General features: G+C 60.5%; 15 protein-coding genes. 8 read left to right on the top strand and 7 right to left on the bottom strand.

Annotated elements, in window-relative coordinates; translation table 11 throughout:
• Positions 1-5: 5 nt before the first annotated feature.
• On the bottom strand, positions 6-2,711 hold the full coding sequence (gyrA, locus tag ACS92L_RS03250; protein ID WP_438767045.1) for a DNA gyrase subunit A: 2,706 nt from the start codon (positions 2,709-2,711) through the stop codon (positions 6-8).
• A gap of 349 nt (positions 2,712-3,060) precedes the next feature.
• Between gyrA and ACS92L_RS03245 the strand changes: the two genes are divergently transcribed.
• Positions 3,061-3,987: a recombination-associated protein RdgC gene (locus ACS92L_RS03245; RefSeq protein ID WP_438767042.1), complete on the top strand. Its 927-nt coding sequence runs from the start codon at positions 3,061-3,063 to the stop codon at positions 3,985-3,987.
• A gap of 29 nt (positions 3,988-4,016) precedes the next feature.
• A complete protein-coding gene (locus ACS92L_RS03240) occupies positions 4,017-5,189 on the top strand; it encodes a 1-acyl-sn-glycerol-3-phosphate acyltransferase (RefSeq protein WP_438768403.1) in 1,173 nt (390 codons plus the stop codon).
• Between the two features lie 74 nt (positions 5,190-5,263).
• Here the strand turns inward: ACS92L_RS03240 and ACS92L_RS03235 are convergent, their stop codons facing one another.
• Together ACS92L_RS03235 and ACS92L_RS03230 are read right to left on the bottom strand one after the other, a co-directional pair.
• A complete protein-coding gene (locus tag ACS92L_RS03235; RefSeq protein ID WP_438767040.1) occupies positions 5,264-6,748 on the bottom strand; it encodes a TrkH family potassium uptake protein in 1,485 nt (494 codons plus the stop codon).
• Between the two features lie 109 nt (positions 6,749-6,857).
• Positions 6,858-7,283, bottom strand: coding sequence for a pilin (locus ACS92L_RS03230; protein WP_438767038.1), 426 nt, complete (start codon positions 7,281-7,283; stop codon positions 6,858-6,860).
• Between the two features lie 188 nt (positions 7,284-7,471).
• Between ACS92L_RS03230 and pilB the strand changes: the two genes are divergently transcribed.
• The 5 genes from pilB (at position 7,472) to yacG (ending at position 12,198) form a co-directional block, all read left to right on the top strand.
• Complete coding sequence (pilB, locus tag ACS92L_RS03225) at positions 7,472-9,205, top strand: type IV-A pilus assembly ATPase PilB (protein ID WP_438767036.1); 1,734 nt, start codon at positions 7,472-7,474, stop codon at positions 9,203-9,205.
• A gap of 8 nt (positions 9,206-9,213) precedes the next feature.
• Positions 9,214-10,455 carry a type II secretion system F family protein gene (locus ACS92L_RS03220; protein WP_438767034.1) on the top strand — a complete coding sequence of 414 codons (1,242 nt, stop codon included), beginning with the start codon at positions 9,214-9,216 and terminating at the stop codon, positions 10,453-10,455.
• Positions 10,456-10,465: 10 nt separating this feature from the next.
• Positions 10,466-11,311: a prepilin peptidase gene (locus tag ACS92L_RS03215; protein ID WP_438767032.1), complete on the top strand. Its 846-nt coding sequence runs from the start codon at positions 10,466-10,468 to the stop codon at positions 11,309-11,311.
• 64 nt (positions 11,312-11,375) lie between these two features.
• Positions 11,376-11,987 carry a dephospho-CoA kinase gene (gene coaE / locus ACS92L_RS03210; RefSeq protein WP_438767030.1) on the top strand — a complete coding sequence of 204 codons (612 nt, stop codon included), beginning with the start codon at positions 11,376-11,378 and terminating at the stop codon, positions 11,985-11,987.
• A complete protein-coding gene (gene yacG / locus ACS92L_RS03205) occupies positions 11,980-12,198 on the top strand; it encodes a DNA gyrase inhibitor YacG (RefSeq protein WP_438767028.1) in 219 nt (72 codons plus the stop codon). Before coaE ends, yacG begins: the two co-directional genes overlap by 8 nt.
• A gap of 87 nt (positions 12,199-12,285) precedes the next feature.
• Here the strand turns inward: yacG and ACS92L_RS03200 are convergent, their stop codons facing one another.
• The 3 genes from ACS92L_RS03200 to secA all read right to left on the bottom strand — a co-directional run bounded on the left by ACS92L_RS03200 (position 12,286) and on the right by secA (position 17,364).
• Complete coding sequence (locus ACS92L_RS03200) at positions 12,286-13,230, bottom strand: Nudix family hydrolase (protein WP_438767026.1); 945 nt, start codon at positions 13,228-13,230, stop codon at positions 12,286-12,288.
• A gap of 102 nt (positions 13,231-13,332) precedes the next feature.
• Positions 13,333-14,541, bottom strand: a complete 1,209-nt coding sequence (argJ, locus tag ACS92L_RS03195) for a bifunctional glutamate N-acetyltransferase/amino-acid acetyltransferase ArgJ (protein WP_438767024.1) — start codon at positions 14,539-14,541, stop codon at positions 13,333-13,335.
• 75 nt (positions 14,542-14,616) lie between these two features.
• Entirely contained in the window at positions 14,617-17,364 is a 2,748-nt protein-coding gene (secA, locus tag ACS92L_RS03190) for a preprotein translocase subunit SecA (RefSeq protein WP_438767022.1), read from the bottom strand.
• Positions 17,365-17,810: 446 nt separating this feature from the next.
• Here secA and ACS92L_RS03185 point away from each other — a divergent pair, with 446 nt between their 5' ends.
• On the top strand, positions 17,811-18,275 hold the full coding sequence (locus ACS92L_RS03185) for a DUF721 domain-containing protein (RefSeq protein WP_438767020.1): 465 nt from the start codon (positions 17,811-17,813) through the stop codon (positions 18,273-18,275).
• Positions 18,276-18,363: 88 nt separating this feature from the next.
• On the opposite strand, the gene lpxC is transcribed toward ACS92L_RS03185, so the two are convergent.
• Positions 18,364-19,275, bottom strand: coding sequence for a UDP-3-O-acyl-N-acetylglucosamine deacetylase (gene lpxC / locus ACS92L_RS03180; protein WP_438767018.1), 912 nt, complete (start codon positions 19,273-19,275; stop codon positions 18,364-18,366).
• Between the last annotated feature and the right edge of the window lie 33 nt (positions 19,276-19,308).

Below are 19,308 nucleotides of genomic sequence, written 5' to 3'. Positions count from 1 at the left end.
TGGTTCTAGTCTTCGCGTGCCGACTCGGCATCGCTGTCATCAAGGGTGTCCGGGGCCTGTCCGGTCTCTTCGGTCAGGGCCTCCTCATCCTCGACCAGCGCGTCATCCTCGGCTTCCAGCTCGTCAAGACGCACCGTGGACACCAGACTTTCGCCCTTGACGGTACGAATCAGGGTGACGCCCTGAGTGTTACGCGAACTGATGGAGACCTCGCTGACACGAGTACGGACCAGCGTGCCGCGATCGGAGATCATCATCATCTCGTCGCTTTCACCCACCTGGATGGCGGCGACCAGCGCGCCGTTACGGGCCGTGGTCTGCATGGCAATCACACCCTGACCGCCTCGTCCGCGCAGCGGGAACTCCTCGAGCCGGGTTCGCTTGCCGTAGCCGTTGATCGACGCCGTCAGGATATAGCACTGACCTTCGCTGATCTGACTGGCTTCCACTTCGGTTTCATCGTCGGCGCTGTCATCGATGGTCGTCGTGCTGGGAATGATCAGGCTGATGACACGGGCATCGCCCAACAAACGCATGCCGCGCACACCACGCGCCGTACGGCCCATGGCGCGCACGTCGTTTTCGTCAAAGCGGATCGCCTTGCCATTGGAGGACAGCAAAATGGCATGATCGCTGCCCGACGTAATGGCAGCACCTACCAGACGGTCGCCTTCATCCAGATCCAGCGCGATCAGACCGGCACTGCGCGGACGCGAGAACTGATCCAGCGTCGTACGCTTGACCGTGCCGTTGGCGGTAGCAAAGAAGATGTAGCTGTCGTCGCGATACTCTTTTACCGGCAGGATCGCGGTGATCCACTCGCCTTCATCCAGCGACAGCAGATTGACCAGCGGTCGGCCACGCGAGCCGCGCGAAGCCTGTGGCATCTCATAGACCTTGAGCCAGTAGACCTTGCCGCGATCGGAGAACAGCAGCACGGTGTCATGGGTCGAGGCCACCAGCAGATGCTCGATGACGTCCTCATCCTTCATGCTGGTCGCCGACTTGCCGCGTCCGCCACGCTTCTGGGCCTGATAGTCGGACAGCGGCTGGGTCTTGGCATAGCCGCTGCGGGAAATGGTGACCACCATGTCCTCGGCCGCGATCAGATCCTCCATCGTGAGATCACGACGGCTGTTCTGAATCTCGGTGCGCCGCTTGTCGCGATACTGATCGCGTACGGCTTCCAGCTCTTCGCGAATCACTTCCATCAGGCGATCGGCGGAGGAAAGAATCCGGGTCAGCTCGGCGATGGTATCAAGAATGCCCTTGTACTCATCGAGCAGCTTTTCGGTCTCAAGCCCGGTCAGACGGTGCAGACGCAACTCCAGAATGGCCTGGGCCTGAGCGGCAGAGAGCTGGTAGCGGCCGCGGTCGTCCGACAGACCACAGCTCTCTTCGATGTCGTCAGGCTTGCAGGACGTGGCGCCGGCGCGGTCCAGCATGTCGATGACCTGACCCGGCTGCCAGTCACGCGCGATCAGCTTTTCCTTCGCCTCGGCCGCATTGGGCGAGGCCTTGATCAGCTCGATCACTTCATCAATGTTGGAGATGGCAACCGTCAGGCCTTCAAGAATGTGGCCACGCTCCTTGGCCTTTTTCAGCTCATAGAGCGTGCGACGGGTCACCACCTCACGGCGATGGCGAACAAAGGCTTCCAGCAGCTGCTTGAGATTGAGCGTTTTGGGCTGGCCGCCTTCCAGCGCCACCACGTTGATCCCGAACACGGTCTCAAGCTGGGTCTGGGAAAAGAGGTTGTTGACCACCACATCGCCGGACTCGCCGCGGCGGGTCTCGATGACAACACGCAGGCCGTCCTTGTCGGACTCATCGCGCAGCTCGGCGATACCTTCGATGCGCTTTTCCTTGACCAGCTCGGCGATCTTTTCGATCAGACGCGCCTTGTTGACCTGGTAGGGAAGCTCGGTCACGACGATATGATCGCGTCCGGTACGCTCATCGTGCTCGACGGTATGACGGGCGCGCACGTGAATGCGGCCGCGACCGGTACGATAGGCGTCCAGAATGCCGGCACGACCGTTGATGATGCCGGCGGTCGGAAAGTCCGGGCCGGGGATATACTCCATCAGCTCATCAACGCTGAGCGTATGGTCCTCGATCAGCGCCAGACAGCCGTCGATGACCTCGCCCATGTTGTGCGGCGGCACGTTGGTCGCCATGCCCACTGCAATGCCGGAGGCACCGTTGACCAGCAGATTGGGAACACGCGTTGGCAGCACCTCGGGAATACGCTCGGTGCCGTCATAGTTGTCGACCCAGTCAACCGTGTCCTTTTCCAGATCCGAGAGCAGCTCATGCGACAGTCGTGCCATGCGCACTTCGGTATAACGCATGGCGGCGGCACTATCGCCGTCGATCGAGCCGAAGTTGCCCTGTCCATCCACCAGCATGTAGCGCATGGAGAAGTCCTGGGCCATGCGCACGATGGTGTCGTACACGGCGCTGTCACCATGCGGGTGATACTTACCGATGACGTCACCGACAACACGCGCCGATTTCAGATAGGACTTGTTCCAGTCGTTGCGCAGTTCATGCATGGCATACAGCACGCGACGGTGCACCGGCTTGAGTCCATCCCTGACATCGGGCAGCGCTCGACCGATGATGACGCTCATCGCGTAATCAAGGTACGACTGCTTCAGCTCGTCCTCGATATTGACTGGCAGAATCTCTCTGGCGATCTCACCCATGGGTCGTCAAATCCTGGTCCTGTTCAAGAAGCCCTGCTGCCTGAACGCCCCGGCCGCGGGGGCCGGGGAGCGTTCAGACGCGAACACCCGTAATGCAATCACGACGCACACGTGATCGCGCACGAATGATCCAATTGGTTGGCCCGGATTGTACCACAGCCCCACCGCTCTCCGGCAGACAGTGATGCAATCCGGCGGTGATTCAGGCACCTGCCAACAAAGGCCCTGTCACGTCTGGTACCAGCGTCTGTCCTTATCGGATAGTCCAGGAGTACGTCATCAGGACATGCCAGCGCTGGCACCCGCGCCTGCCATTCGACATAATGTGCGCCTTCAAGGAAAGGACGCTATGTGGTTCAAGCATTTACAACTTTATCGCCTGCTCGATGAGCACGACTGGTCACTGGATCAGCTCACCCAAGCCCTCGACACCTACCGCTTTCAACCGGTAACCGAGACTCAGGCCCGGCGCGTGGGCTGGACAGCGCCCGCCGGACGCCATGGCAACCAACTGGTGCATGAAGTTCAGGGCCATCGGCTGATGACGCTGCTGCGTCAGGAGCGGCTGTTGCCCAGCGCCGTGGTCAAGGAAACGCTCGAGGAGCGTGTCGAGGCATTGACCGCGCAGCAGGGCTATCCGCCCGGCCGACGAGACAAGCTGGCGCTCAAGGAGCGCATTGTCGAGGAGCTGCTGCCGCGCGCCTTTACCCGCACCACGCGCACGGATCTGTGGTGGGATACAAAGCGCGGACTGATCGGTATCAATGCCTCGAGCGCCAAACGCGCCGAGGAGATCCTCGACGTGCTGCGTGAATCGCTCGGCTCGCTCAAGGTGATTCCGCTGGCACCGCAGACACCGGCCGGACGCACCATGACGACCTGGCTGACCGACCCGACCACCCGCCCTGAAGGCATGGTACTGGGCGATCAGATCGAGCTTCGCGCCAAGGGCGATGACGGTATCCTGCGTGCCCGCAGCATCGACCCGGACGGTGAAGAGGTGCGCATGTCACTGGATGTGGGCCGCCAGGCCAGCAAGCTGGCACTGAACATCGAAGAGCAGATGTCGCTGGTACTTCAGGAAGACATGTCGATCAAATCGATCCGCTTTGCCGATGCCGTGCTCAAGGAGATCGACGACACCGAAAGCGGTGACGACCCCGTCCTGCAGATGGAGACCGAGTTCGCGCTCATGGCCCATGTGCTGGGTGACACTGCCGAGCGTCTGATGCAGTGGCTGGGTGGCGAAGCGACAACGGCCCCTGCATCACCATGAATCAGACGTCGGACGACCCGGACAACGAGATGCCCGCCGCCCCGGATGCGCTGCCACCTGCGAACGACTTCGAAGCCATTCGTCCCTACAACGACGATGAAGTGGTCACGACGCTGGCCCGGCTGGTCCGCAATGATGAATTCATTGACACCATTACGCGTTACCGGCTGCCCCGGCTGGCCCGTTACGCGCCACGCGTGGCACGCGCGCTGGCACGCCATGGTCTCAAGCGCGCCGTGCGCAACATCCACACGGTCGGTGATTTTCAAAATCACATTTCCCATTACATGGCGCGCATGATCCAGAACACGACCAGCACCTTCAGCGTGGAGGGTCTGGAGCATCTGGATCATCAAAGGGCCTATCTTTTCATCGGTAACCACCGCGACATTGCCCTTGACCCGGCGTTTGTCAATTACGCGCTCTATCACAGCGGGCGCAGCACCGTGCGCATCGCCATTGGCGACAATCTGCTGCAAAAGCCCTACGTGACCGATCTCATGCGGCTCAACAAGAGCTTTATCGTGCCCCGTTCGGCGCGCGGCAAGCGGGCGATGCTGGCCGCCTATCAGCAGCTGTCCAACTACATTCGCCACTCCATTGTCGAGGACAATCATCCGATCTGGCTGGCCCAGCGCGAAGGCCGGGCCAAAAACGGCGTGGACCGCACCGACAGCGCGATCGTCAAGATGCTGGGCATGGCCCGGCGCATGAAGGACAAGGACGCCCCGGTCAGCGACACCATTGCCGAGCTGCGGATCGTGCCGGTGTCGATCAGCTACGAATTCGATCCCTGCGATCAGCAAAAGGCACGCGAGCTCAAGGCGCGCAACGACGGCGTGGCCTATGAAAAGATCGCCTACGAAGACATTCTCTCCATCGCCGCCGGCATTACCGGGGGCAAGGGGCGTGTCAGGCTGGTGTTTGGTACGCCGCTCGAAAGCGATCAGGACAGCTACGACAGCGCCGCCCAGGAGATTGACCGCCAGGTACTGGAAAACTACACGCTCTTTCCCAGCCACTACCTGGCACTGGAAGCCACCGGCCACGCCCCGGAGCTTGTCGACACCCGCGATATCACACCGGCGGATCGACAGACCTTCAAAAAGCGCCTTGAACAGGTGCCCGAAGAGCTTCGCCCCTGGTGGCTGTGTCAGTATGCCAACCCCGTGCTCAACCGGGCCGGCCGCGAGCCCCTCTAGCACCGGACTGGAGGGCGCCCGAGCCGGCAGGGTTCAGGGGCGCGCCCTGCGTCGAGGGCGCGAGACGGGGTTGGCTACTTGCGCCAGAAGGTCGGTGTCAAAAGCACCAGCACGGTCAGGATTTCCAGACGCCCCATCAGCATGCCGATGCTCAGCATCCACTTGGCCGCATCCGGCAGCGGCGCAAAGTTGCCCGCCGGGCCGATCACGTCACCGATGCCCGGACCGACGTTGGCCACAGCCGACGCGGCACCGGAAAGCGCCGTAATCAGATCCAGCCCCATCAGCGACAGGCCCAGCGCCAGCACCGCGACGGTAAAGAAAAAGAAAAACGAAAAGGCGATAACGCCACGGATCTGATCCTCGGTCAGCACACGTCCGTTATAGCGCTGCACAAAAACCCCGTTGGCATGTACCAGATAGCGCAGCTGATTGACCAGCATGATCAACCCCACCTGAAAGCGAAACACCTTCATGCCCCCGCTGGTCGACCCGGAACAGCCGCCCACGAAAGTCAGATAGAAAAAGGCCGCCGCCGACAGCGGACCCCATACCGTATAGTCATCCGTGGCATAGCCGGTGGTCGTGACCACCGAGACCACGTTGAAGGCCACCTGCGTGAGCGCATCGAAAAACTCCATGCCGCGCACCACTCGATACAGGGTCAGCAATGCGATGACCACCACCAGCAGTGCCAACAGCCCCCTGACCTGCTGATCCTTCCAGAGCACACCCGAGCGCTCGCGCGCCATACGAATGTAGAGCACAAAGGGCAGCGCCCCGGTCAGCATGGAGAGAATGCTCAACCAGAGAATGACGGGATTGTCGGCGTACTGACCGAAGGAGGCGTCGTAGTTGGCAAAACCACCTGTGGCGACCGAAGTCATGCCGTGTACCACGGCGTCCAGCGGCAGCATACCGGCCAGCCAGTAACTGATGATCGAAACGATCGTGAAGCCGACATACACCAGCCCGATCGCCTTGGCGACCGTGCCGGCACGAGGCAGTACCTTGTCCGACCAGTCGGAGGACTCGGTCTGAAAAAGGCGCATGCCGCCCACGCGCAAAAACGGCAGTACCGCGATCGCCATGACGATAATTCCGACCCCGCCGACCCACTGCATCAGGCCGCGCCAGAGCTTGAGGCCATCGGAGAGATGCTCGATGCCCACCAGCACCGTCGCCCCGGTGGTCGTAATAGCCGAGACCGACTCGAACACCGCATCGGCCATCGACAGGCGCGGCGCGCCGAACTGCATGGGCAGGCTGGAAAAGGCCGACATCACCACCCAGCTGGAGGTGGTCAGGATAAACATCTGCCGCGGGCGCAGCTCGATCTGCACCCCCCAGGTCAGCAGTATCACCCCGACGGCCGTACCGAAGGTGACTGCAAAGGCCCAGAGAAACGGCCACATCTGACCGTCGCGCTCGATCATCAGCAGAAACAGCGGGATCAGCATGAAAATCGACAGGACCAGCAGCAGCATGGCCAGGATACGCAGAATGGGGCCCATTCCGGCCGGGTTACGGAAAAGCGGCAGGCGCAGCATGCATTGCATCCAGAATGATCAACAGGTGCGCGCTACTATAGCGGTTCGGGAAAGGTGGTGCAGCCGGGAAGGCGGATAAAAACAAAAGCCGGCTCGGGGCCGGCTTTTTCATGAGAAGTTACCCGTTAGAGCCCGAGTCGCAGTCGCGAGGTCTAAAATCTTCATCCATTCCAGTAGTACAGCTCCATTGACCCGTAGTCTCGCGCGACAGCGTTAACGTCTCACCACTCAAGCCACCGGAATCGAATGTATATAAAAGAGTTGCTGAACCATTACTACCTGCATTCTCTCCTGATCCCTGACCTGCTGAAACCGTAATTCTGTCATCCGTTATGCCGAGACTGTCTTTTGTAATAGTGCGATTAGTCAGTACGCGCTCCTCTACAGCCGTCTGATAGCCTCTTAGTGATGCCAGCCCAGAAGCCGCCTCGGCTCTTGCCACATAGTCCTGATAGCGCGGCACGGCAATGGCCGCCAGCACACCGATGATGGCGACCACGATCATCAGCTCGATCAACGTAAAACCACCCTGCCTGCCTGCCATTGACGTGTCCCTTTCAATTAAACGCATGTGTTCCTGCTCGGCGAGCAGGATAACGGTATATTTTGCGCCCTGCTACTGGATGACGCACAGCCCTTAACGACAAACGCGCCGGGAACTTTAGAGAAATGAACGCCCGCCGATAACGTGAGGCAAGTCACCTCTTCCTTTGATCCTATGGACTCGCGTGCATGTCGGATGCCCTTACTCAGCTCTCTGCCAATCCCTTGCGAAGCCTCGCCCATCAGCTGGTCGAGGATGGCCTGCTGGAAGCCGATCAGGCCCTGGCACTTGAGCAGCAGGCCCACCGGGAAAAGCGCGCGCTGCTCAGGCTGATCATTGAAGAGACCGGGGTGTCACAGCACGATGCGATCCAGAGTGCCGGATGGGCCTTCGGACTCGGCTGCGTCGATCTGGACGCTATTGCCGTAGCACGCCTGCCGCCGCTGCAGGGCCTGCCGGAAGCCATGATCCGCCGGCTGGGCGCCCTGCCTTTAATACGTGAAGAGCGCTGTTTGACCGTGGCGGTGGATGACCCTTCCCGGCTGCCCGTGCTGGATGAGCTTCAGTTCGCCATCGGCATGAGCGTGGAAGGTGTGCTGGCACCGGCCGATCAGCTCGCCGCCAGACTCGAGCAGTATCTGGAAATACACGGTGAAGGGGCGCTGGCGCTACTGGAAGGCCAGAACGCCATCGAGACCCTGGCGCTCGAAGAAGGCGATCTCAAGGATCACGACGAGGACGCCTCCTTTCAGTCCAGTGACGACGCCCCGGTGGTGCGCTTTGTCAAGCAGATCCTGCTCGATGGCATTCGCCGCGGCGCCTCGGATATTCATTTCGAGCCTTTCGATGAGAGCTTTCGCATTCGCTTTCGCATCGACGGCATTCTCATGGAAGCCTCGCGCCCACCGGCACAGCTTCGTCAGCGCATTGCGGCACGCATCAAGGTGATGGCAAGGCTTGATATCTCCGAGCGGCGCTTGCCCCAGGATGGCAGCCTGCGCCTGAAGCTGTCGGCAGGGCGCCACGTCGAATTTCGCGTCAACACCCTGCCGACGCTGTTTGGTGAAAAGATCGTCATGCGCCTGCTGGACCCGAACAGCGCGCGCATGGGGATCGATGCGCTGGGCTTTACGCCGGCGCAGCGCAGCGTCTTCGAGCAGGCCATCGCCCGCCCTCAGGGCATGATTCTGGCTACCGGCCCGACCGGCAGCGGCAAGACCGTCACGCTTTATACCGCGCTCAATCTGCTCAATACCGAGGCGCGCAACATTGCAACGGCCGAGGATCCGGTCGAAATCAAGCTTGAAGGCATCAACCAGGTCAACGTGCGCCCCAACATCGGGTTTGACTTCGCCGCCGCCCTGCGCGCCTTTTTGCGTCAGGACCCCGACGTGGTGATGGTGGGCGAGATTCGCGATCTGGAAACGGCAGAAGTGGCGATCAAGGCCGCCCAGACCGGTCATCTGGTGCTGTCAACGCTGCACACCAATTCGGCCGCCGAAACCCTGACCCGACTGGGCAACATGGGCGTGGCCGGGTTCAACATTGCCACTTCCATCAGTTTGATCATCGCTCAGCGACTGGCGCGCCGACTGTGCGAACGCTGCCGCCAGCCGGTGACCCTGCCTCGTGACGTACTCAAGCATCAGGGCCTTGAAGACGATGAAATCGACCGGGCCACGCTGTATCAGGCGGTGGGCTGTGAACACTGTACTCACGGCTTTCGCGGGCGCGTAGGCATCTACGAAATGGTGCCGATCTCATCGACCATGAGCCAACTGATCATGCAGGACGCCGGCGCCATGGCACTGGCGGAGCAGGCAAAGCGCGAAGGCCATCACGACCTGCGCCGCAGCGGCCTCCACAAGGTACTGGCAGGGCTAACCACGCTGGAAGAGCTCAACCGGATCATTCAGGAGTAATCATCATTATGGCCGCTTCTGCCCTGCCAAAACGCTCATCCACCTCTTCAGGGGAGGCCACTACCTTTCGCTGGCTGGGCAAAAACGCCCGCGGCGAGCGGGTCAGAGGCGAGATGCACGGCGTCAGCGAGTACGATATTCGCCGCCAGCTCTCGTCGCAGGGCATTATCGTGACCCGGCTGATCCGCAAGCGCTCCCTACCCGGCATGGGGCATCGCATCCGGGGGCAGGACATCACGCTGTTTGTCCGGCAGATGGCCACCATGATCCGTGCCGGCGTGCCGCTGCTGCAGTCTCTGGAGTCGGTCGCCAGTGGCACCAATCGCCCGGCGCTGCGCCATTTCATCGAAACGCTCAAGCATGACGTTTCCAGCGGCATGAGCTTTTCCCAGGCACTGGCGGCGCACCCGCGCCATATTGATCAGCTGTTCGTCCATCTGATCGAGGCCGGCGAACAGGCCGGCGCCCTTGATCGCATGCTTGATCGTGTGGCCACCAACAAGGAGCGTCTTGATCATCTCAGGGCACGCGTTCGCAAGGCGCTGTATTACCCTGCCGCCGTAGTGGCCGTGGGCATCGGGGTAACGGCCCTTTTGTTGATCAAGGTCGTGCCGCAGTTTGAAAGCATGTTCGCAAGCTTTGGTGCCGAACTGCCGGCCCCGACCCGAATCACCATTGCGCTGTCGGAAGCCGCCCAGCGACTCTGGTGGCAGGTTTTGCTGGCAGCCATGGCCATCGGGTGGGTCACACGCCGCATGCTGAAACGCTCACCGGCACTGGCATTTCAGGCCAGCCGACTGGTGCTCAGGCTTCCGATCATCGGGCCGGTCATTGAACGGGCTGCCATCGCACGTTTTTCCAGAACGCTGGCCACGACCTTTGCCGCCGGCGTCCCTCTGATGTCGGCGCTGGAAACGGCCGGCGGCGTCTGCGGTAATCTGGTGTTCGAGCAGGCCATCGAGCGGGTTCGTCAGGACGTCAGCGCCGGTCAGCAGCTTCATTTTGCCATGCGCACTACCGGTCTTTTCACCTCCATGGCCGTTCAGATGGTCGCTATCGGTGAGGAGTCCGGCGCGCTGGAATCGATGCTGAACCGGGTCGCCGATTTTTATGACGCCGAGGTCGAAAGCCGGGTCGATACGCTGACCACCCTGATGGAACCCTTGATTATCGTGGTACTCGGCGCCCTGGTCGGTGGGGTGGTGGTCTCGATGTATCTGCCCGTGTTTGATCTCGGCAGCGCCATATAGGAGCCTCGACATGACCGACCCCCTTTTGCTGTCCATCGTGGCGCTGCTGGCGCTGGCGCTGGGAAGCTTTCTCAATGTCGTGATTGCCCGGCTGCCCGTGATGCTGTCACAGCAGTGGACCCGAGAGGCGCATCAGATACTGACCCTGACGCCGCCTACTCAGACGAGATGCAACCTGCTGGTACCGCGCTCTCGCTGCCCGGAATGCGATGCCGCTATTGCCTGGCACGACAATCTGCCGCTGGTGGGATATTTCAAACGCCGCGGGCGCTGCGCACAGTGTCGATGTCGCATCAGCGTGCAGTACCCGCTGGTCGAGGCGGCAAGCCTTTCGCTGGTGCTCTGGGTCGTGTGGCACCATGGTTTGACGCTGACCGGCCTTGCGCTGGCGCTTGCCTGCCTGACGCTGCTGGCGCTGGCCGTCATTGACTGGCGCACGATGCTGCTGCCGGATGTGCTGACCCTGCCTTTGCTGTGGGGCGGGCTGCTGTACCAGCTGGCGAATCACTCTGACAGACTGGCCGAAGCCGTTGCGGGTGCTGCGGTCGGCTACATCATTGCCTGGGGGTTTTACTGGTTTTTCAAACTTGCCACGGGCAAGGAGGGGCTGGGCAGAGGCGATTTCAAGCTGCTGGCCGCGCTGGGCGCCTGGTGTGGCTGGCAGACCCTGCCTCTGATTCTGGTCCTCTCGGCCACGACCGGCGCCGTTATCGGCATTGTGCTGCAGCTGTTTCTGCCTCGCCTGCGAGGCGCGCCCATGCCCTTTGGCCCCTTCCTGAGTGCGGCGGGCATGCTGGTGCTGCTGGGAGGTGATAGGGTAATCGGACTGTATTACGCCGCCATTGGCCTTTACTGAATCCAGTCATCATGCACACACTTTTCGCCCCCGGGCATTACAACGGTTATCTGTGGGAGCTTTCATGCTGATTATCGGCCTGACCGGGGGCATCGCCGCCGGCAAGACCACCATTGCCGAGGCTTTCGCGCGGCGCGGCGCGGGCTGGGTTGATGTGGATCATCTGGCCCGCGAGGTGGTCATGCCGGGTGAGCCCGCGCTGGCAGACATTCGCGAGCGCTTTGGCGACGCTGTCATGACCGAGCAGGGCGAGCTCAACCGGGGTGCCCTGCGCCAGATCATTTTTGATGATGCCAGCGCCCGCCACGACCTTGAGGCCATCACGCATCCGCGTATTCGCGAAAGGCTGATACAGCGTCTTGAAACCCTGACAGGGCCCTATGCCCTTTTGGTGTCACCGCTGCTGCTGGAGACCGATCAGCATCAGCTGGTCAACCGGATTCTGGTCATTGATGTGCCGCCACAGGAGCAGATCCGAAGGACCTGCGAGCGCGACGGCGTGTCCGAGGTGCAGGCACGCGCCATCGTGGATGCCCAGATGTCCCGCAATCGGCGACTTGCCAGCGCCGACGACGTTATCGACAATGTCGGCAGCTTTCACGTCGTCGATGCCCGAATCGACCGGCTTGATCTTTTTTATCGCCAGCTTGCCAGTCAGTACAACGCCCATGAATGATAAGAGCCAGACCCCCGTAGTGCCCTGCCCTCAGTGCGGCAAGCGACTTTACTGGACCAGTGACAACCCCTGGCGCCCGTTTTGCTCCCAACGCTGCAAGATGCTTGACCTGGGCGCCTGGGCCGACGAGTCACACCGCATTGCCGGCGAGCCCGCCATGGACGATGCCAGCCTTGACGAGCTCATGAACCGTATCGAGCGCGGCGACTAGCCGCCTCTGTCCACCGACCGCGCGCCGGTCATCCATGAACGCAAAAGGGCCACCCCGCGGGGTGGCCCTTTTGCGCAAAGGATCCGATCAGCGCCAGAACTCACGTATCGAGGCAACCCCCTGCGCCCCCACGGCACGCGCCCGGTCACCATCGTCACGCGAGGTGCCGCCCAGGGCGTATACCGGCATGGTGACCTCTTCAACCATCTGCTGCAGATCGTGCCAGCCGATGGTAATGGCACCCGGATGGCTGGGCGTTTCACGCACCGGCGACAGCGTTACGAAGTCACAGCCGAGTCGCTGAGCCTGCGCAAGCTGCTCGTCATTGTGCGTGGAAGCCGCCAGCCACTTGTCCTCTTCGACGGGCCGGTGCGTCAGTGCCATCAGTTCACGACTGGGCAGATGCAGCCCGTCGGCCCCCACGGCCCTGAAGGTTTCCAGCGAGCAGTTGAGAATCAGTGACGCGCCATGCTCGCGGCACTTTACCAGCGCTCGCTCGGCGCGGGCTCGGTAAGCACTCTCATCAAGATCATGGGCACGCAGCTGTACCAGCTTGATGTCATCTTCTACCAGCGCGCGCTCAAGCCGGCGATCAAACGCTGCCTCATCGTCGGCCTCTCCCGTGATCAGATAATCATGGGGCAAAATGACGGCGCGAATAATGGGGCCGTTGGCCGCGGGGAAGGCATAGCGGCCCAGATCACCGGGATTGACCCAGCGTACGGCCTGGCCTTCACGGCCCCAGGGCTCGCCCTCGAAATCGTGCGTTTCCCAGACATCGAGCAGAATATGCTTGTCGGGATACTCATGATGCACACGAATCAGCGGCTGGGCACGCTGGATGCTGATGCCAAGCTCTTCGCGCAGCTCACGGCGCAGCGCTTCAAGCCCGGTTTCGTAAGGGGCCAGCTTGCCGCCGGGGAATTCCCACAGTCCGCCCTGATCGGCAATCGACGGCCGCCGTGCAATCAGTACCTGGCCCTGATCGTTGAAAATGGCCGCAGCGGCGACATGTACCCTTCTTTTCGGCATGCTGTCATGACCTTTCATGATGCGTGAATATCAATCGGTAAAGGGGATGGCACGGCGCTGCCACCCCAAGGTTTAATGGCGTCAGTGCACTCGCGGTGCGCGTCAGCTGCGGTAATCGGCGTTGATGGAGACATAGTCATGGGAAAGATCCGATGTCCAGACCTGCTCTCGCGAGGTGCCACGCCCCAGGTAAATCGTGATAATGATCTCTTCTTCGGCCATGACGGCCGCACCGGCTTCCTCGCGGTACTCCTGGGCGCGGCCTCCCTGGCGGGCAATGGTGACGCCATTGATGTCGATTGCCACCTGGCTGACATCAAAATCACTGATGGGTACCTTGCCGACCGCCATCAGTAGACGCCCCCAGTTGGCATCGCTGGCATAAAGTGCGGTCTTGACCAGCGGCGAGTGAGCAACGCTTAAGGCCACCGCCAGCGCTTCATCAACGCTGGCCGCCTCTTCAATGGCAACCGTGACGAATTTGGTGGCCCCTTCACCATCGCGCACGATGGCCTGAGCCAGCGTCAGCAATACGTCATCCAGTGCCCTGGCAAACTGCGCCAGCGCCTCGTCACTCTCAAGAGCCGCCCCACGCCCCGTGGCCACCAGCGTGCAGGCATCGTTGGTGGACGTGTCGGAATCAATGGTGATGCGATTAAAGCTGCGATCGACACTGTTGCGCAGCAGTGTCTGCAGCGTGTCATGCTTGATTGCGGCATCGGTGGCCACAAAGGCCAGCATGGTCGCCATGTTGGGACAGATCATCCCGGCGCCCTTGGAAATGCCGTTGATGGTAACCGGCTGACCATCGATCGTGATTGTACGCGTTGCCCCCTTGGGGCGCGTATCGGTGGTCATGATACCTTCAGCCGCGGCCTGCCACTGCGTCTCATCCAGCGAGGTCAGCGCCTCATCCAGGCCGTTGCGTATCCGCTCGACCGGCAGCGGTTCTCCGATGACACCGGTAGAAAAGGGCAATACCTGCTCCGGCAGCTGACCGGTTCGTTCGGCAAGCGCCGCACAGCAGGCCAGGGCGTCCTGCATGCCCGGCTCTCCGGTACCGGCATTGGCATTGCCGGTATTGATCAGAAGATAGCGCGGCGCGCCGTCTGCCAGATGCCGCCGCGCCACGTGCACAGGCGCAGCGCAAAAGGCATTGCGGGTAAAAGTGGCGGCCACATGACTGCCTTCAGCCAGTTCAAAAATGACCAGATCACGTCGATCTGCTTTTTTGATACCGGCCCGGGCAGTGCCCAGTCGCAGCCCCTCGATGCGAGGCATATCGGGAAAACGCGCGTTACCTACGGCCATGACCATTGCCCTTTGCTGTTCATGTTGTCTACCCGGCCCCCAAACGGCAGCCGGGCAGCGCGGCTCTGCCAGTAATTACCTGTCGAGACTGCCGTGACAGTGCTTGTACTTTTTGCCCGAGCCGCACGGACAGATATCGTTACGCCCGACCTTTGGTTCCTCACGGCGTACGGTGGGATTTTGCACGGCCTCGGCCGCAGCGACGGCTTCTTCGCTGACTTCCGGCGCCGGCACATCCTCATGAGCCACGTCGGTGCGCGTCATCTCGCTGGCCTGCTGTTCACGCTCCAGATTTTCCCGACGCTCGCGCTCAAGCGTTTCGGGGTCCGCCTGCTGGCGCACCTGAACGTGACTGAGAATGCGCACCACATCGGATTTGATGTTATGCAAAAGCGTCTGAAACAGCTCGAAGGACTCGCGCTTGTATTCCTGCTTGGGGTTTTTCTGCGCATAACCCCGCAGATGGATACCGCGACGCAGGTGATCCATCGACTGAAGGTGCTCCTTCCAGCGGGTATCCAGCACCTGGAGCATGACCTGCTTTTCAAAGCGGCGCATGGTCTCGTCGCCCACGCTTTCCTCTTTTTTCGCCCAGGCCTGACGCAGCTGCTCATGGAGACGTTCGCGCAGCATCTCTTCGTGAAAGTCCTCGTCCTCGCGCGCCCATGTCGTCACCGGTGCCTCAAGGTTGAACTCCTGACGCAGATGCTCTTCAAGACCGGACAGATCCCACTGTTCGGCCAGACTCTGAGGTGGCACGTAGCTTGAGATGGCGTGATCCAGCATTTCGACACGCAGCCCCTGGACGTTGTCGGAAACGTTGTCCGACGCCAGAATCTCATCACGCTGCTCATAGACAACGCGACGCTGATCGTTGGCCACGTCATCATATTCCAGCAGCTGCTTGCGCATGTCGAAGTTGCGACCTTCGACCTTGCGCTGGGCGCGCTCCACGGCGTTGCTGACCATCTTGTGCTCGATGGCCTCGCCCTTTTCAAGCCCCAGTACGCCCATCATCTTCTGCACGCGCTCGGAACCGAACAGGCGCATCAGATTGTCTTCCAGCGACAGGAAAAAGCGGGTGGAACCCGGGTCACCCTGACGGCCGGAACGTCCGCGCAGCTGATTGTCGATACGGCGTGATTCATGACGTTCGGTACCGATCACGTGCAGACCGCCCGCCTCGATGACCGCGTCATGACGCTTTCTCCATTCGACCCTGACGGCCTCAATGGCGGCATCGTTCGGTTGATCGAGCGCGGCCACCTCGGACTCCCAGTTACCGCCGAGCATGATGTCGGTACCACGGCCGGCCATATTGGTCGCGATGGTCACCGATGCCGGACGGCCGGCCTGAGCGATGATCTCTGCTTCTCGATCGTGCTGCTTGGCGTTGAGCACGTTGTGAGCCAGCTGCTGCTTGCGCATCATCTCCGAGAGCACCTCGGAGCTTTCGATCGAGGCCGTACCAACCAGAACCGGCCGGCCTTCAGCCTGCTTCACCTTGATGTCTTCAATGATGGCCTCGAACTTTTCCTGGGTCGTCATGAAGACCAGGTCGTTGAGGTCCTTTCGCGCTCGCGGCTTGTTGGTCGGGATGACCAGTACGTCCAGATCATAGATTTCACGAAACTCGAAGGCTTCGGTATCGGCCGTACCGGTCATGCCCGAGAGCTTGTCGTAGAGACGGAAGTAATTCTGGAAGGTCGTGGAGGCCAGTGTCTGACTCTCCTTTTGAACTTCCACGTTTTCCTTGGCCTCGACGGCCTGGTGAAGACCTTCCGACCAGCGCCGTCCGTGCATGGTACGCCCGGTGTGCTCATCGACGATGATGACCTCACCCTTGTCGACCACGTAATCCACGTCACGATGGAAAAGATGCTTGGCCCTGAGCGCGGCGCTGACGTGGTGCAGCAGGCCGAGATTGTGCGCAGCGTAAAGCGAGTCTTCGTCGGGCAAAAGGTTTGCCTGACGAAGAATGTTTTCGATCTCGTTGTGGCCGCGCTCGGTCAGTTCGATCTGCTTTTGCTTTTCATCGATGATGAAATCGCCGGTTTCGGGATCTTCGGAATCCTCGCAGGGGGCAAGCGGTGCCACCAGCTGATGGATGGTGCGATAGATATCGACGTTTTCATCCACGGGCCCTGAAATGATCAGCGGCGTGCGCGCCTCGTCAATCAGGATCGAGTCGACCTCATCGATGATGGCGTAGTTGAGCCGGCGCTGGACCTTTTCGTTTTGTGAAAAGGCCATGTTATCGCGCAGATAATCAAAGCCGTATTCGTTGTTGGTGCCATAGGTGATGTCGCAGGCATAGGCATTGCGCTTGTCCCGCGGCTGTTGCCCGGAGTAGATAACGCCCACGGACAGACCCAGAAATTCATACAGCGGGCGCATCCAGTCGGCATCACGTCGCGCCAGGTAGTCGTTGACCGTGACCACGTGCACACCCAGCCCGGGCAGCGCATTAAGATAAACCGCGAGCGTGGCCACCAGCGTTTTGCCCTCGCCGGTTTTCATCTCGGCAATGCGGCCCTCGTTAAGCGCCATGCCGCCAATCATCTGAACGTCAAACTGGCGCATGCCCATGACGCGTTGAGTCGCTTCACGCACGGTGGCAAAGGCTTCAGGCAGCAGCTTGTCGAGCGCCTCGCCGCCGGCGAGGCGCTCGCGAAACCGGGCGGTCTGCTGCTGCAGTGCCTGATCATCAAGAGCGCTGACGGACTCTTCCAGCGCATTGATTTTTGTAACGGCTTTGCGTAAGCGTCTGACTTCACGGTCGTTCTTGCTGCCGACCATCTTGCGTAACAGCGTATTCAGCATCTCTTTATCCTGTGTCGTCGTGTCATGTCATTTATCAAATTCAACGACACGTCGAAGGCGGGCCGCGGCGCGACAGCACGTCATGACCCGTTGGCATGCCGATCCAGGGCCGAACGGGCAACACTGTGCACGCGATACAAAGCAGCGTCACCGGCAGGCACCAAAAGCGCAATACCAGGCGTCTGAGACGGTAGCGACGACGAGACTCGGCGCGAATATGCTCTGGCGAATGAAAGCAGATCCGAATCAGTTGAGCAGCCGTGCCATCAAGACGAGCATCGGCCATGCCCATTGGCAAAAGACAGCCAATCAGGAGGCCGGCCAGCCACCACCGGGTCCTGAAGCCCCGTGGCAGACGGAATGTACGAGCGGGATGGGTCATGCTGTCAATCTGAGGATCAGCCGTGATAAATTGGCGCCATCCTTAATGATCGCGCGGCAGGGCCATGAGTATAAAGGGTAAAGGAGTACGCGCCCAGCCCGTGGGGCAATTGTTACGCACCCGTGGTTCCATGGCGCCGTTGATCCACACGGCAGGGATTCTTCTTGAAGCCCAGGAACACCTTCTCAATGCGCTGCCCGAAGAACTAAAGGATCACGTGCGTGTGGGCGGCTATCACGAGGGTCATCTGACGCTGATGACGGATCGAGCCGTCTGGCTGACGTGGCTGCGCTTTGAACGACAGCGGCTGCTGACCCTGCTGCGACAGCTTCCCGCCTTTCGTGATCTTTCAGGCCTGACCTTCAAGGTTCGCCCCATTCGGCCTGCCTATACTCCCGACACTCGAGTTCGAGAGCTTCCGGAAGCAGCAGCTTCTCAGCTTCGTGAATGCGCCCGCGATACGGACAACCCCCGCCTCAGAAAATCGCTTGAACGACTGGCGTCGCATTCGGGGCAAAAAAACGAATAATTATCGATATCGCGCAACAAAAAAGGGCACCGATCAGCGATCGATGCCCTTTTTGACTGTTTACTGTCCTGCCCCATAATCCGGACGGTTACATCGCCATCGCCGGCTCGGAATAGGAGATCGGTGACGTCTCACGATCCTCGAACGTCACGATTTCAAACGCTTCCTGATGCTGAAGCAGTGCACGTACCAGCTGGTTGTTGAGACCATGGCCGGACTTGTAACCACGGAACTCGCCAATCAGGCTATAGCCCAGCTGATAGAGATCGCCAATGGCATCGAGCACCTTGTGACGCACGAACTCATCTTCGTAGCGAAGACCGTCTTCGTTCAGGATACGGTACTCGTCGACAACGATGGCATTATCAAGACTGCCACCCAGTGCCAGATTCTGCGAGCGAAGAAACTCGATATCGCGCATGAAGCCAAAGGTACGTGCGCGGCTGACTTCCTTCACAAACGAAGTCGTCGAAAAGTCGACGCTGGTCGTCTGCTTCTGGCTGGCAAAGACAGGATGATCGAAATCGATGGCAAAGCTGACCTTGAAGCCGTCATGCGGCAGGAAGGTAGCGTGTTTGTCGCCATCCTTGACCGTCAGCTCCTGCTTGATGCGGATAAATTTCTTGGCCGCTTCCTGCTCGGCAATGCCTGCCGACTGAATCAGGAAAACAAACGGGCCGGCACTGCCATCCATGATGGGCACTTCGGGTTCGCTAAGATCGACGAAAGCATTGTCGATGCCAAGACCTGCGAAAGCCGACATCAGGTGCTCGACCGTGGAGACACGAACGTCACCCATGGCGACGGCGGTGCACATGGTCGTAAAGTGGACGTTTTCCGGATGCGCCGGAATACGAACGACCGGGTCAAGGTCGGTACGCACAAACACGATACCGGTATTAACCGGCGCCGGGCGCAGTGTCAGATAAACCTTTTTACCCGAATGCAGGCCAACGCCTGTCGCACGAATGGTGTTCTGTAATGTTCTTTGACGGATCATAGTCTGGGCTACCAGGCAGGAAACATTCAAACA

Origin of the sequence: Kushneria halocnemicola (assembly GCF_965650455.1) — a bacterium.
GTDB lineage: Bacteria > Pseudomonadota > Gammaproteobacteria > Pseudomonadales > Halomonadaceae > Kushneria.
This window is presented reverse-complemented; position numbering and strand designations above follow the sequence as displayed.